15 protein-coding genes are annotated in these 14,113 nt (G+C 42.2%); 4 read left to right on the top strand and 11 right to left on the bottom strand.

Annotated elements, in window-relative coordinates:
* Positions 1-82 precede the first annotated feature (82 nt).
* From nagE to nagA, 4 genes are all read right to left on the bottom strand, one after another.
* Positions 83-1,435 (bottom strand): N-acetylglucosamine-specific PTS transporter subunit IIBC, encoded by a 1,353-nt coding sequence (gene nagE, locus FCL54_RS00155; RefSeq protein ID WP_138121947.1) that lies wholly within the window; start codon positions 1,433-1,435, stop codon positions 83-85.
* 200 nt (positions 1,436-1,635) lie between these two features.
* Positions 1,636-2,358, bottom strand: coding sequence for a phosphonate metabolism transcriptional regulator PhnF (gene phnF, locus FCL54_RS00150; protein ID WP_138121945.1), 723 nt, complete (start codon positions 2,356-2,358; stop codon positions 1,636-1,638).
* A complete protein-coding gene (gene nagB, locus FCL54_RS00145; protein WP_138121943.1) occupies positions 2,348-3,103 on the bottom strand; it encodes a glucosamine-6-phosphate deaminase in 756 nt (251 codons plus the stop codon). Before nagB ends, phnF begins: the two co-directional genes overlap by 11 nt.
* On the bottom strand, positions 3,100-4,275 hold the full coding sequence (gene nagA, locus FCL54_RS00140) for an N-acetylglucosamine-6-phosphate deacetylase (RefSeq protein WP_138121941.1): 1,176 nt from the start codon (positions 4,273-4,275) through the stop codon (positions 3,100-3,102). The genes nagB and nagA overlap by 4 nt, the downstream gene beginning before the upstream one ends.
* 237 nt (positions 4,276-4,512) lie before the next feature.
* On the opposite strand from nagA, the gene FCL54_RS00135 reads away from it, so the two are divergent.
* From FCL54_RS00135 to FCL54_RS00125, 3 genes are all read left to right on the top strand, one after another.
* Entirely contained in the window at positions 4,513-4,749 is a 237-nt protein-coding gene (locus FCL54_RS00135) for a YozQ family protein (protein ID WP_138121939.1), read from the top strand.
* Between the two features lie 88 nt (positions 4,750-4,837).
* Positions 4,838-5,053 (top strand): hypothetical protein, encoded by a 216-nt coding sequence (locus FCL54_RS00130; RefSeq protein ID WP_138121937.1) that lies wholly within the window; start codon positions 4,838-4,840, stop codon positions 5,051-5,053.
* On the top strand, positions 5,034-5,348 hold the full coding sequence (locus tag FCL54_RS00125) for a YbjQ family protein (protein WP_138121935.1): 315 nt from the start codon (positions 5,034-5,036) through the stop codon (positions 5,346-5,348). Before FCL54_RS00130 ends, FCL54_RS00125 begins: the two co-directional genes overlap by 20 nt.
* A 570-nt stretch (positions 5,349-5,918) precedes the next feature.
* Here the strand turns inward: FCL54_RS00125 and FCL54_RS00120 are convergent.
* Positions 5,919-7,844: a CoA-disulfide reductase gene (locus FCL54_RS00120; RefSeq protein WP_138121933.1), complete on the bottom strand. Its 1,926-nt coding sequence runs from the start codon at positions 7,842-7,844 to the stop codon at positions 5,919-5,921.
* 162 nt (positions 7,845-8,006) lie between these two features.
* A complete protein-coding gene (locus FCL54_RS00115; protein ID WP_138121931.1) occupies positions 8,007-9,362 on the bottom strand; it encodes a PhoH family protein in 1,356 nt (451 codons plus the stop codon).
* A 443-nt stretch (positions 9,363-9,805) separates the two neighbouring features.
* Between FCL54_RS00115 and FCL54_RS00110 the strand changes: the two genes are divergently transcribed.
* A complete protein-coding gene (locus FCL54_RS00110) occupies positions 9,806-10,507 on the top strand; it encodes a TerC family protein (RefSeq protein WP_138121929.1) in 702 nt (233 codons plus the stop codon).
* A gap of 39 nt (positions 10,508-10,546) precedes the next feature.
* On the opposite strand, the gene FCL54_RS00105 is transcribed toward FCL54_RS00110, so the two are convergent.
* The 5 genes from FCL54_RS00105 to FCL54_RS00085 are packed head-to-tail and all read right to left on the bottom strand — an operon-like array spanning position 10,547 to position 14,062.
* A complete protein-coding gene (locus tag FCL54_RS00105; protein WP_138121927.1) occupies positions 10,547-11,305 on the bottom strand; it encodes an NUDIX domain-containing protein in 759 nt (252 codons plus the stop codon).
* An 11-nt stretch (positions 11,306-11,316) separates the two neighbouring features.
* Positions 11,317-11,790 carry a GNAT family N-acetyltransferase gene (locus tag FCL54_RS00100; protein ID WP_138121925.1) on the bottom strand — a complete coding sequence of 158 codons (474 nt, stop codon included), beginning with the start codon at positions 11,788-11,790 and terminating at the stop codon, positions 11,317-11,319.
* A gap of 15 nt (positions 11,791-11,805) precedes the next feature.
* A complete protein-coding gene (locus tag FCL54_RS00095) occupies positions 11,806-12,345 on the bottom strand; it encodes a GNAT family N-acetyltransferase (protein WP_138121923.1) in 540 nt (179 codons plus the stop codon).
* A gap of 53 nt (positions 12,346-12,398) precedes the next feature.
* Positions 12,399-13,571 carry an aminotransferase gene (locus FCL54_RS00090; protein WP_138121921.1) on the bottom strand — a complete coding sequence of 391 codons (1,173 nt, stop codon included), beginning with the start codon at positions 13,569-13,571 and terminating at the stop codon, positions 12,399-12,401.
* Positions 13,568-14,062: an Lrp/AsnC family transcriptional regulator gene (locus FCL54_RS00085; RefSeq protein WP_138121919.1), complete on the bottom strand. Its 495-nt coding sequence runs from the start codon at positions 14,060-14,062 to the stop codon at positions 13,568-13,570. Before FCL54_RS00085 ends, FCL54_RS00090 begins: the two co-directional genes overlap by 4 nt.
* Positions 14,063-14,113: the final 51 nt, after the last annotated feature.

Below are 14,113 nucleotides of genomic sequence, written 5' to 3'. Positions count from 1 at the left end.
ATAAGTGTTTTAGCAGAATTTCTATAACATTCTGTATTTTACTTTTAACTTTCATGGGTTTACTTTCAACTTCAGGTATTCTTTATAAATATTTTTTCATCTTGTTCGCGATAAATTCCACATTAGTTCCTACTACTACCTGAAGTTCCCTGTCACTAAGCTTGATAACACCCCTTGCGCCGATTTTCTTTAAACGGTCTTCATCCACGTGCGAAATGTCTGCTACTTTCAGCCTTAAACGGGTTATACAGTTATCAAGCGTTTCGATGTTATCTTTTCCTCCGAGCGCTTCGATATAGCTCATGGCAGTTTCATCATAATTTGCTACAGTAGCCTCTCCGACCATGTCATCGTCTTCGCGTCCAGGTGTTTTTAAGTCAAAGAACTTGATCAAGAAATAGAAGACGACAAAATAAGTGGCGCCATATACAATTCCCACAGCAAAAAGGAGCCACGGTCTTTGCGATAGTCCAAGGTTGAGGAAAAAGTCGATCGCTCCTGCTGAAAATCCAAATCCGTGATGAATATCAAGAGCATAGGCAACCATCATCGATGAAGCGGTCAATAATGCATGCACAAGGTATAGAAGCGGGGACAGGAACATGAAGGCAAATTCAACCGGCTCGGTGATACCTGTTAAAAAAGAGGTAAATGCAATACCGATCAACATTCCCGTAACCGCTTTTCTGTTTACTCTTTTCGCTGCAGCAATCATTGCGAGACATGCGCCCGGGAGTCCGAACATCATGATCGGGAAAAATCCTGCCATAAAGATTCCAGCCGATGGATCGCCTGCAAAGAAACGGTTCAAGTCACCCGTTGCCCCATTATACTCTCCGAAAACAAACCAGACTAAGCTATTTAAAACATGATGTAACCCGACTGGAATCAACAAACGGTTAAGGAAGCCGAATACCCCGACACCCAGTGCTCCGGCATCGATGATCCATTGGCCGATCGAATTGATGCCATCCTGAATAGGCGGCCATACAAAACCGAAAACACCTGCAAGCACTACCATAAGCGCCGCTGTTACAATCGGCACAAACCGCTTCCCGCTGAAAAAGCCGAGCCAATCAGGAAGCTCTGTTTCAGAAAAACGGTTATACATCAATCCCCCGACAATACCAGATAAAATCCCTCCGAGGATCGCCATGTTAATGTCTTCATTAACAGCCTGTGTACCCTGCGTTAACACAAAATAGCCCACAGCTCCAGCTAGCCCCGCAGCCCCGTTCCCATCTTTCGAAAGCCCGATCGCCACACCGATCGCAAATAAGATTGCCAGGTTAGCGAAAATGGCGTTCCCCGCAGCAGCCACAAAAGGTATATCAAGTAAATCTGGTTGACCCAAACGCAGCAATAACGCAGCAGCAGGAAGCACAGCAATCGGCAGCATCAAAGCGCGCCCAATCCGTTGCAAAAATCCGAGCATTTCAACCTACCTCCCCATAATTCATGATGTCTGAATGGGCACAGCCCGTTCCTTACATGAATATGAGGCTTTTCCACAATTCTTTCATCCCTGCCAAAAGAAATTTTTAAAAACTGACCCCGCCTTGCTAAGTTATCCACAAAAATTGCGGGGTCAGACCCCATTAAAAAAGAGGATAACCCCATCGAGTTAACCTCTTCTTATCTTTTTACATCGACGCTAAACGTATAGCGGTCGGCTCGGTATATGGTTTTTACGAATTCCATCGGTTTTTCATTGCTTAGATATGCGAGCCGGTGGATCACCAGGACCGGATCGCCTTCAGAAATCTCCAGTGCATCTGCTTCGAATTTATTAGCGATCGAAGCGTCCACTGTTTGGGTTGCGTAATCGATCGAAACGCCAATCGTATTTTCGACATATTCGTAAAGGGATCCTTTTGCCACTTCTTTATTTAAATAAGGAAAGTTTTCCTGCACAAGGTAGGCAGTCTCCAGGGCCATCGGCATTTGATCTGCGAGGCGAAGGCGCTTTAGTTCATATACTTCTGAACCAATGTTTACCTGCAGAGCCCGGGCTACCCTTTCACTCGCTTGAACAACATTAAATTCGATTAGCTTTGTGCTCGGTTCCATTCCCCTTGATCTCATTTGTTCTGAAAAACTTGTTAATCCTTTTAATTCCTGCTCAATTTTCTTCCGCTGTACAAATGTTCCTCTTCCTTTTTGGCGAACTAACAATCCTTCATTTACAAGGTTTGTGATCGCCTGCCTGACGGTCATTCTGCTTATCGCATATTTTTCAGCGAACTCCCGCTCTGAGGGAAGCATCTCACCAGGGGAGAGTTCACCACTATCAATTTGCCTTTTGATTTCTTCTTCAATTTGATAATAAATCGGTAACGGAGAGTTTTTATTGACCACACGCTACGCTCCTTTGTCCTTTAACTTTTTTCAGAGCATCTTTATCCGCGATCAATGTTACATTCGAATGTTTGCGCAACGCGGATGCCGGCATCTCTTCATCAATTTTACCATATAACAACTCATATATTGCATCTGCCTTCATTTCACCTGATGCAAGCAACACGATCCCCTTACTGGCTAAAATCGAAGAAATGCCCATCGTGAGCGCATGTGTGGGTACTTCATCTAAACTGTTAAAGTAGCGTGCATTGGCCTCCCGGGTAGATTGCGCGAGTTCTACAACATGCGTATGCGATGCGAAAGGGGTTCCCGGTTCATTAAAGCCTATATGTCCATTTGTTCCGATTCCAAGCAACTGAAGGTCAATGCCGCCTTTTTCTTCTATCATTTTGTCATAGCGAAGGCATTCGATCGCAAGGTCCTCTGCATTGCCATTAGGAATATGCGTTTGAGCAGCTGGAATATCGATATGGTCAAAAAGGTTTGCTTTCATGTAAGAATGATAGCTGTTCGGATTATCCGGATCGATTCCGATATACTCATCAAGGTTGAAGGTTTGAACATTTTTATAGGAAGTTTTGTTTTCAGTATGATCCTTGATCAAGCAGCGATACGTGCCGACAGGGGTTCCGCCGGTAGCAAGTCCAAGATTGGCATGCTTATTTTCCTTTATCTTTTCTAAAATAAGTTCCGCTGCCTTTTCGCTCATTTCATCATAATTGTCGACTTCAATAACTCTCATTCGCCTTCCTCCTTCTCATAAGCAATCGTTCCTTTACACAACGTCATCAGCACATCATTGTCTTCATTTAGAATAACAATATCCGCATCTTTACCAACCGCTATGCTTCCTTTACGGTCAAAGATTCCCAGTTGCTTCGCAGGGTTCACTGCTGTCATTCGGACAATATCCTCCAGGCCGCAACCTGTAAATTCCATCATATTGCTAGCGGCATCTTTCATTTTCAGTATGCTGCCGGCCAGTGTTCCGTCCTCTAAAACTGCTTTATCCTCTGAAACTGTTACTTCCTGTCCTCCAAGGTCGTAGCTCCCCGGCCCAAGACATTTTGCCCTCATTGCATCCGTTATTAAAATCAGCCTGTCTTTCCCTTTCTGGCGATAGGTTAGCTTTATCATTTCAGGCCGTACATGGATTCCATCAGAAATGATTTCTGCGGTAACCTTATCATTGAGCATCACGCCCCCGACTACTCCTGGCTCCCTGTGGTGCATCCCTTTCATGCCGTTAAACAGGTGGGTCGCATGGGTCACCCCGGCCTTAACAGCTTCTTCAACCTGCTCAAAGGTTGCATCCGAATGGCCGATCGATGCGACAACTCCAGTTTCTTTTAAATAAGCGGCAAGCTCCAATCCGTTCGTTTCTTCAGGCGCCATCGTGACAAGCCTGATGTTACCACCTGCAAGCTGTTGCCATTGTTTGAACAACTCGATATCTGGATTGATAATATCTTTTAAAGGCTGGGCTCCAGCGCGTTTTTCAGAAATAAACGGCCCTTCCAAATGAACGCCAACCACCTCTGCGCCTTTGTTGTTATGGTTTTCTATAAAATCAGCGGCATTGGATAACGCCTTCTCAATATTTTCCCTGGATTGCGTGATGGTTGTTGCGAGGAAACTTGTTGTTCCTTCCCCGGCAAGCGCTTGAGCAATCGTTTCAAGAGCATTTGTCGTTGCGTCCATCGTATCTGCTCCTGACGCCCCGTGAATGTGTACATCGATCATCCCGGGAACAGCATTCACCTTTTGCTCGAATGATATCGAGCTGGCCCCGGGTTCTTCCAACTCATCAAATGGACCGATCGCAATAATTTTTCCACCTTTTATCTTTGCGCTGGTCGTTTGCCAGCTGTCTTCTACATACATACGAATATCTTTTAAAATAACACAGGACATCTTCTCACACCCTTATAATCCTTTGTTTTACCTTCTTCTTTTATCTTACCAACCTACAAGCTAGTTGTCTATACCACCTTACCGGATTTTAAAAGGTTGATATTATAAAGTTTCCTATCATCGTATATTCTTGTTTCTATTTTTAATTTAGCCTATTTGTTTGTTCGTATGCTAAAAGCAAGGAAAGGTAACCATAAGATTGATAAAAATATGGTTGATATAAAGGAGGAAGTTACCATGAATAAACGTAACCAAAACAAGGGAGAAAAGGTCGCAGACAAAAGCTATAATTATAATGCTGCAGACTATACGAGCAAAGATGAAACGACACAGGGTCTTGCTATCACCCATGAGCAGGTTTCTGATACCTGGGCGGAAGGGTCAATCGACGGCCAGATCGACAGTGTGAATGAAAACGGAGAATTGCGCTCGCATGACGGAGAAGATCTTTCCAGAAAAGGCTATAAAGAATAAGCTTTGCACCCCTTCCTCAGTGGAAGGGTTTTTTCTTATTTTCAAAAAGGAAAAACAGACCTTTTAGAGAATAAAATGTACATTAAACTTGATTAAGGAGGCCCGTTTTATCAAAACGATTCTTGTTACTCTTACAGTAGTTTGCAACCTGCTAGCCATCGTGCTGTTGTTCTTCAACAAAACACTTGCTGTTGTCCTGTTTATCGGCTATGCAATCGGGTTGGTCATTCTTTTGGGACTGTTAGTTAAAGAACGTAAAGAGGAGAAAAAGGAGGAAGATGACAATGATTATCGTAACTACTGAATTTGTTCCAGGCAAAGAAATCAGGGAATTAAAAGGACTTGTTAAAGGAAACACCATCCAAGCAAAGAATATTGGAAAGGATATCCTTGCAGGATTGAAGAACATTGTCGGCGGTGAGATCCGAGAGTATACCGAGATGATGGACAAAGCTCGCCAGGTTGCAATCGGGAGAATGGTAAAAGAAGCTGAGCAACAGGGGGCTAATGCAATCATCGCCTTTCGACTCCAAACATCAGCTGTTATGAATAACGCTTCAGAAATTGTCGCTTACGGCACGGCTGTAACGGTTGAATAATACATATATAAGGAGAAGAACGACGGGAAGCATCAGTCGTTTTTCTTTTGTTCACGTTATTTCATCTGTCAGTCGGCATAGCAACTTTCCCAAAACCACTGCTCGGCCGTGAAACCAGAATAAAATTCTGTGAAAATAGAATAAAAATTTTTGAACCTAGAATAAATTTTTTTGAATGCAGAATAAATCTTTCTAAAACCAGAATAACCCTCATTGAAGCTAGAAAAATCTTTCCTGATAAAGGAATAAACTATTTTGAAACAAGAATAAGCTTTTACGAAACTCCAATAATTCTTTCTGAAGTTCCAATAAACCGCTCCGATCTCATATAACCCACTCTCCTGTTCCACTTCCCCTATAAAAATTTTCTGTATGTTGAGCCTTTCTTAAAAGCGGAAACACTTTGTTTACATTTAACACTCGGTAGCATGCATCCTCACGATAGAAGATGCTTATTTTATTCAAAAATAAATTCCCGAAAACACTAAAAAGCTTACTCTTAGTAGGATGTCTTCTCCTCCATGCCTTGCTGGAGATACCACACTCTTTTTTGAGTAAGCTTTTATGTTTCTATACAGGCTGCGTCAACGTTTTCCCTTTACAGATCACTGCTTCCATGCATTCTTTTTCTTCCTTGTATGAAAGGAGCGTATGCCCTTTGCTTGAACACCATTTTTCAATGTCTCGCAGAAAGCCATTATCGGTCACCTGCACTTTTATTGATTTCCCTTCACCCAGACTTTTGATTTCGTTATGAAGCATGATGAGCGGCTGCGGGCAGGCTAATCCCCGGGCATCCACGATCACATCGAATACGATCTTATCACTCGTTTCGTTTGTACATCTTTTAAAGGGCATTACAGCTGTACTATATGTTTTATATCCTCCATCGAGGTTGATTGGCTTAAATCCATTTTGAACCAGAATTCTGCTCGCAATATATCCACGGAGTCCCGCCTGGCAATAAATGATGACTTTTTTATTCTTTATTTCACCCATTCTATCGCGAAGCTGGCTTAACGGGATGTTAACTGCTGTTTCAATATGCCCCATCTCATATTCTTCTGGTTCCCTCACATCAATTATTTCTTCTCTGTTCGTAATCATTTGTTCCATTTCATGCCATTGTATTGTTTCTACATTGCCCTCCAGTATGTTTACCGCTGCATAACCTGCCATGTTCACCGGATCTTTAGCAGAAGAATACGGAGGAGCATAAGAAAGCTCGAGATCTGGCAGGTCATAAATAGTTAAGCTACCTTTAATCGCAGTGGCAAGGACGTCGATCCGTTTATCTACGCCATCTTTTCCAACTGCCTGTGCTCCGTAAATCTTCCCGTCATCCGGGCTAAACAGCATCTTTAATGCGATTGCGTTCGCTCCAGGGTAATACCCCGCATGTGAAGAGGGATGTACATGGACAGTTTTATAGACCACTCCGGCTTGCATTAATTGCTTTTCATTCAAACCGGTAGAAGCTGCTGTTAAATCAAAGATTTTTGCAATCGCTGTTCCAAGAGTGCCTTTATAAGCAGTCTTTTTACCCATGATTGTATCGGCAACGATTCTTCCCTGACGGTTGGCTGGCCAGGCAAGTGGAATCTGGACAGGTTCTCCGTTCATATAATGGCTAACCTGAACGGCATCACCGATTGCGTAAACATCAGGAGCAGATGTTTGCAGGTATTCATTTACAACAATTCCGCCTCTTTGTCCGATCTCCAATCCCGCTTCTTTTGCAAGCCTGTTTTCCGGCTTTACCCCAATCGCAAGCAGCACCATGTTTGTTTCAATCTTTGTCCCGCTTGTTAAGACTACTGTCTTACCCTGATTTTCAAAAGAACTCACCCCATCATTCAGGATCACCTTCACGCCTTTTTGAACAAGGTGCTCTTGCACGGCCGCTGCCATTTCAAAATCAAGAGGTCCAAGAACCTGATTGCTCATCTCTACAAGGGTCACATCAACGCCTCTATCAATTAAATTTTCCGCCATTTCCAGTCCGATGAATCCCCCGCCAATAACAACAGCATGTTTGGGAGAACGTTGGTCGACAAATGCTTTAATTTTATCCATGTCAGGAATGTTTCTTAATGTATATAAATTCTCCGCTGCTTCAATACCTTTGATCGGAGGCTTGATTGGTGAAGCGCCAGGGCTTAACAGTAAGGTATCATAAGATTCATCATACGTTTTACCGGTGACTAAGTTTCTTGCTGTGATTTTCTTTTTGACAGGGTCTATCGCTAAGATTTCTGTTTTAATGCGAATATCAATATTGAATCGATTTTTCATCCCGCTTACAGATTGGACAAGTAATTTTTCTCTTTGCGTGATCGCTCCGCCAATATAGTACGGCAATCCGCAGTTTGCAAAAGAAATGTACTCCCCTCGTTCAAACATGATGATCTCAGTTTCTTCATTTACTCTTCTTAATCTTGCTGCTGCAGAAGCACCGCCAGCAACCCCGCCAACGATAATAACTTTCTTTGCCATTCCAATCCCTCCAGCTTTCTTATACCCCTAAAGGTATTTCGTTTACATCTTCATTATATGCTATAAACGCTTGTGAAATAGTGAGCAAATTTGAACAGTGTATGAACATAAGAAAGAGGAGCTGACTTAAAAGCTAAGTGTCAGCCCCCTCCAAATGTTCTGCTATAAAAGGCGTGCAGCTTTCTCTGCAAGACCGCTACGTTCTGTACTGTTTAAATGAATAACTCCAACTTCTTCCTCCTGTTTCAGTCTTTCAACCGCATATGTTAATCCGTTATTAACGGAATCCAGATACGGATGGTCGATCTGTTCCGGATCTCCGATTAAGATAATCTTCGTCTTTTCCCCTGCTCTTGTCAGAATTGTTTTGATTTCATGAGGTGACAGGTTTTGCACTTCATCAATAATCATGAACTGATTTGGAATGCTCCTGCCTCTTATGTAGGTCAATGCCTCTACTTTAAGCGTCTGAAGCCCTGCTACCACATTGTATAGTTCTTCATCAGTCCTGGCATCAAAGATAAATTCCAGATTATCATAGATCGGCTGCATCCATGGACGTAGCTTATCTTCCATTTCTCCGGGAAGGAAGCCGATGTCTTTTCCAAACGGAACAACCGGTTTAGACACGAGGAGTTTGCTGTATTTCTTTTCATCTTCTGCCTTGCTCAATCCGGCGGCAAGGGCAAGTAACGTCTTTCCAGTACCTGCTTTTCCTGTGGCACAAACAAGCGGAACGGAGTCATCAAGCAAAAGCTCTGCAAGCATTTTTTGCTGTACATTCTTTGGTATGATTCCCCAGCAATGTACCTTTTCACTTTTCAATGCAACTAACATTAATTTATTGTTCTTTCGCAATATCCTCCCTATGCCTGACTGATTGCTTCCAAAACTATCCTTCATTACAATAAAATCCTGTAAATAATAATCCGATTTCAAACCGGACTCTATCTTAAATAACGGCAGTTCCCTGTCATGATAAAACCGGTCGATCAGTTCGGGTTCTGTAAAAACTTCATGATAACCTTTATGAATACCATCCACACTATCAACCAGTCGGTCATTTTCATACAATTCCGGCTTAAAGTTTGTTAAATGAAGCGACTTTTTTAACGCATCAGCTTTAGCGATCATCAGCATATCATTTGAAACTAAAATTACTTCATGGGCTACCTCTCTGCTAAGGTTGATCGATACAGCGATAATACGGTTATCATTCGATTCTTCATTAAATTCATTTCGAAGTAATTCAAATGATCGATGATTTAGTTCAACTCGAAATGTCCCGCCTGTTTCCAATGGGATCGGCTCTTCCAATTTCCCTTTGTTTTTCTCTCTCAGTTCTTTATATATCCTGCTGAACTCGCGAGCATTTCGTCCTGTTTCATTCATTAAACGCTTTTTTGTATCGATTTCTTCTAATACAATCGCTGGAATGATGATATGGTTCTGGCCGAATTGAAAAAGTGAGCGAGCATCATGCAATAGGACGTTTGTGTCTAAAACAAAGGTTTTCAAAAATAGAACAGCTCCTTTTCAGGGTTTTTAATCTCATCTATCTTACTTTAAACTTACATGGACGATGTCTGATTCCCTTCCTCTTCACTTAAAATTTACAGAATTTACAATGCCTTTAAACACTTTCAGCAAGGCTTTTCTCGCTAACTATAAACCTTGCATTGCTTTTTATAGAGTTGTATAATAATAGATGTTCTAAAAAATGAATCGAATACCAAAGGGGAGTAGCTAGTCACAATAAAGTCGTCATTACGAGATGAACGTCTCCGGCTTTATTGGCAACTGTTCAGTTGTTAGCAAGACCTTTGCCTATAAATGGTAAAGGCCTATCTATACTCTCATGACTATAGACCTTGCCATTCGGCAGGTTTTTTTTATTGGCTATTGAAACGTAACCCGGCTGACATACATGGTGTACTCAAAAGAGGAAGGGTGTTTTTAGAATGGACTTATTTTCGATGGAGTTTTTTACTGCTCTCTTAAGCATTGTAATGATCGATATAGTCCTTGCAGGTGACAATGCCGTACTTATCGGCCTTGCCGCAAGGAATCTGCCGCAGGAACAGCAGAAAAAAGTAATCTGGCTTGGAGCACTCGGTGCGATTGTTATCCGCTCTGTTGCTACACTTCTTGTCGTCTGGCTCCTTAAAATCCCTGGATTGTTACTGATCGGGGGAATCGTCCTTGTTTGGATCGCATACAGCCTGTTAAAGAATGAGGAAGAAGAGCATGATGTAGAATCTGCTCCAAACCTGTGGGCTGCGGTCAAAACGATTATTATTGCAGACGCAGCGATGGGGCTTGATAATGTGATCGCAGTAGCCGGCGCAGCGGAAGGGCACTTCTTGCTTGTTGTTATCGGGCTATTGATCAGTGTTCCGATCGTGATCTGGGGAAGTACTATCATTCTTAAACTGATGGAGCGCTTTCCGGTCATCATTTATATCGGTGCCGGAATTCTTGCCTGGACTGCCTCAAAAATGATTCTGCATGAACCGCTTGTTGGAGACTTTATCCATCATAATATCTTTATCGAGTATATTTTCATGGCCTTTATTGTAGTAGGCGTCCTTACTGGAGGAAGAATGAAAATAAAATCAAAAAGAAGTGAAAATCAAAACCAGGAAATGGTACGGGATCAATAAAGAAAAGTGTGGTGGAAAACGAGTCCACCACACTTTTTTCTATTCTGTCCTTGTCACGAGTTGATAAGGGTTTTTCTTATAAGATTCATAGGGAATGGCCTTCCTGCAATTCATAGCATCCACTGTACGTACTTTAAAATGCTCGCGAGTGAAATAGTCACCAATGTTTTCCTCATTTAGCTTTATGAATATGACTTCTTTTGTCTCCGAAGAAGTGCAAACCTTTCCGCCTACAGCTTTTCCGATAAATCCAACGGTGACAAGGCGGCTTGAAAGGTTAGAATATACCCCTGTAACCCCCTCTATCTTCACCTCTATCCCCGTCTCTTCCTTTACTTCCCGTGCAACAGCTACATCAAGGGGCTCTCCTTCCTCCACTTGGCCTCCTGGAAGCTCATACGTGTCGTCTCGCCAGAATGTTTTCACAAGAAGGGTCTCCCCCTTTTCATTCGTTATGTATGCAAAAGCGGTGACGATATGCTTCGGCACACGGTATTCTCCTGTTTCTGTCAGAAAATCCTGTTTACTCTCAAGGTACAGGTCGCCAATTTCTTTTCTTCTCTTTTGGGCTTTCTCATTCATCGGATCTTGTCTTACTTTTTCTTCGATTTTTTTATAAGCTTCGTAGCTTTCATACTGCCATATCGCTGTTATCTCATCTTGATTTTCATTTACCCAGCGGCCGATTAACCGTGAACCGTTTTTCAACTGGTTAGGCAGCAAGTATTCATGAAAAAAACCATTAAAGGTTTCAAGCTTTTCCGGCTTGATTTTGTATGTTTTCTTTCTATATATCACTGTGGCGCTCCTTATCTGGGAGATACGGTGCCTTCCATTCGTATCACTTTGCCATTAAATTCTTGCTTTATTTGTTTCATTCCATGTTTTTGATAATACCGTACCGCCTGTTCATTGGTAGATGAAACCCGAAGGTGAAACTCGGAAACACCCTCCCTTTGAAAGAACCTTCTGGCATATTCCATCAAATAGCTACCAAAACCTGCCCCCCTGTATTCTGGTTTCAGGTAAAATAAGTTCACATAACCTATTCGTTTTTCCTCGTATTCGATCGCCTGTAACTCCAGCTGCCCGACCGTTTCGCCATTTTTTTTAACTAACACAAAGCCATCAGGATATTCAGATGCTTTTTGTTCTACCCAGCGGATATACTCTTCTATTTTTAGATCATCGGCATTTCCAAAGCTTACGATAAACGAATCCTTTCTAAACCTGGTAATTACCTCATTATCCTGCGGTAGCTTAATTGTTTCATAAGTCAGCAAAGGCTGCCCCCCTCCCTACTGCTTGCTTGATACCCATTCAGAACGGAGAATGGCCATCACATATGTGTTCCAGTATTCATCTTTGAATCTTTTTGATTCACTAAGCAAGCCTTCCTTTTTAAAGCCTGCCTTCTCATAACACGCGATCGCTCTTTCGTTAAAGTCATAAACTCTAAGTTCGATTCGATGCAGCTGCAACTCTTCAAAGCCGATCTTTACTATTTCAGAAATCATGGCGGAGCCTATCCCTTTATTTCTAGACCGGCTCTGTCCTACCAGGACCCTGGAAATAACCGCCGATTGGTTTTTTCTATCAATATGATTTAATTCTATATGGCCAACTGTTTCATCACGGTCAGTATCATATGCTTTAAATATCATTCTTCCAGGATTTTCGGTTTCAGCTGGCTTCATATAATCATCCAACTGTTTTTCATCAAGAGGAAAGTCAAATGCCCCTCCTCCCCATTGCAACATGAACCTGGGTGACTCTTCATTGACCCAGTCTATCAATTTCGGGTAATCACTCCGTGTAAAAGATTTTAACTCGATCATCTCATTCATCCTTTAGTTAAAATATCAACAACTTTAACATTTATATACTATTCTTAAATACTTTCGACAAAACGGTTGATACGCAACATGGCCTCTTCAAGCTGTTTAATGGAAGTAGCATATGAGCAGCGAATATGGCCTTCTCCACTCTCCCCAAAAACATCGCCAGGAACCACTGCGACCCGCTCTTGCTGTAATAACTGTTCTGCAAACGCTCCGGAAGATAAACCAGTTCTTTTTATTGATGGAAATACATAAAACGCCCCTCCCGGCAAGGAACAGGTAAGCCCCATTTCATTCAGTGCGTTCACAACATAATTCCGCCGCTGTTCATAGCTTTTTTTCATGTCGTTTACATTCTTTTTTCCGTTTTTTAATGCTTCCAAAGCAGCAAACTGTGCCATCGTCGGTGCACACATCATTGTATACTGATGGATTTTAAGCATTGCTTCCATAATTCCAGGTGGACCTGCAGCGAATCCCAAACGCCAGCCTGTCATTGCAAAAGCTTTTGAAAAACCAGAAATCAGAATGGTTCTTTCCTCCATCTTCTCGACGGAAGCAAAGGATGTATACTCCTCCTCATATGTAAGCTCAGCATAGATTTCATCTGATAAAACGATTAAGTCATGTTTCTCTATAACACTTGCGATCTGATTTAATTCCTCTCCTTCCAAAACCGTCCCTGTAGGATTGTTAGGGGAGCAAAGGATGATAGCCTTTGTCCTGGGGGTAATCGCTTGTTCAATTTGTTCTGGCTGCAGCTTGAAATCAAACTCGGCAGTCGTTTGGATCTTTATTGGAACACCCCCGTTTAAAGAAACCGCTGGTGCGTAAGAAACAAAACTCGGATCTACAACAATAACTTCTTCACCTGGATTGACGATTGCCCTAAGGGCCAGGTCGATCGCCTGACTGGCGCCAACCGTCACTATGATCTCATTTTCCGGGTCATAAGTTACATTATAGCTTTCTTCCAGATACTGGCTGATCGAATGACGCAGCTCTATCATTCCAGCATTGGCGGTGTATGCAGTATATCCCTGTTCAAGTGAATGGTAACTCGCTTCAATAAAGCTCCACGGAGTGACAAAATCAGGTTCCCCGACACCGAGGGAAATAACATTTTCCATGGAAGAAGCTAAATCAAAAAAGCGCCTTATACCCGAAGGCTCCAGCTGTTCAACTTTTTCTGATAAATACGTTTTACGTTCTAGTCTGCTCAAGGTGAAATCACTACCCTTTTGTCATCATCTTTCCCATCAAAAATCACACCATCATGTTTGTATTTCTTTAAGATAAAGTGAGTTGTTGTAGAGAGCACAGAGTCAATCGTGGAAAGTTTTTCAGAGACAAAAGTGCCTACTTCAGACATCGTTTTTCCCTCGATCAATATCGATAAGTCATAGGTACCAGACATTAAGTAAACCGTTTTAACCTCAGGAAAACGATAAATTCTCTCCGCAACATTATCAAAGCCAACCCCTCGTTTTGGAGTGACTTTCACATCGATCATAGCGGTTACCCCTCTGTCTTCCGTTACCTTTGCCCAATCAACGATCGCTGAGTAGCCTTTGATCACCTTTTCCTTTTCCAGCTTTTCAATCACTTCCTGTGCCTCTTTTTCATTCATATCTATCATTTTAGCAATCGTCTTTATGTCCATCCTGCCGTTCTTTTCTAGTATTTCTAATAGTTCTGCTTGCTTCGTCCTCATCGCGATTTCTCCACCTTTTTGTTTAATACCTTAACATGTTCAAACTTTTTT

It is taken from the genome of Exobacillus caeni (assembly GCF_005747095.1).
Classification (GTDB): Bacteria; Bacillota; Bacilli; order Bacillales; family Guptibacillaceae; genus Exobacillus; species Exobacillus caeni.
This window is presented reverse-complemented; position numbering and strand designations above follow the sequence as displayed.

What these genes read in the sequence shown, in the direction of transcription:
- FCL54_RS00085 (WP_138121919.1), bottom strand. Translation starts at nt 14,062, where the DNA reads ATGAGGACGAAGCAAGCAGAACTATTAGAAATACTAGAAAAGAACGGC.
- nagA (WP_138121941.1), bottom strand. Translation starts at nt 4,275, where the DNA reads ATGTCCTGTGTTATTTTAAAAGATATTCGTATGTATGTAGAAGACAGC.
- FCL54_RS00125 (WP_138121935.1), top strand. Translation starts at nt 5,034, where the DNA reads ATGATTATCGTAACTACTGAATTTGTTCCAGGCAAAGAAATCAGGGAA.
- FCL54_RS00110 (WP_138121929.1), top strand. Translation starts at nt 9,806, where the DNA reads ATGGACTTATTTTCGATGGAGTTTTTTACTGCTCTCTTAAGCATTGTA.
- nagB (WP_138121943.1), bottom strand. Translation starts at nt 3,103, where the DNA reads ATGAGAGTTATTGAAGTCGACAATTATGATGAAATGAGCGAAAAGGCA.
- FCL54_RS00120 (WP_138121933.1), bottom strand. Translation starts at nt 7,844, where the DNA reads ATGGCAAAGAAAGTTATTATCGTTGGCGGGGTTGCTGGCGGTGCTTCT.
- FCL54_RS00135 (WP_138121939.1), top strand. Translation starts at nt 4,513, where the DNA reads ATGAATAAACGTAACCAAAACAAGGGAGAAAAGGTCGCAGACAAAAGC.
- nagE (WP_138121947.1), bottom strand. Translation starts at nt 1,435, where the DNA reads ATGCTCGGATTTTTGCAACGGATTGGGCGCGCTTTGATGCTGCCGATT.
- FCL54_RS00095 (WP_138121923.1), bottom strand. Translation starts at nt 12,345, where the DNA reads ATGATCGAGTTAAAATCTTTTACACGGAGTGATTACCCGAAATTGATA.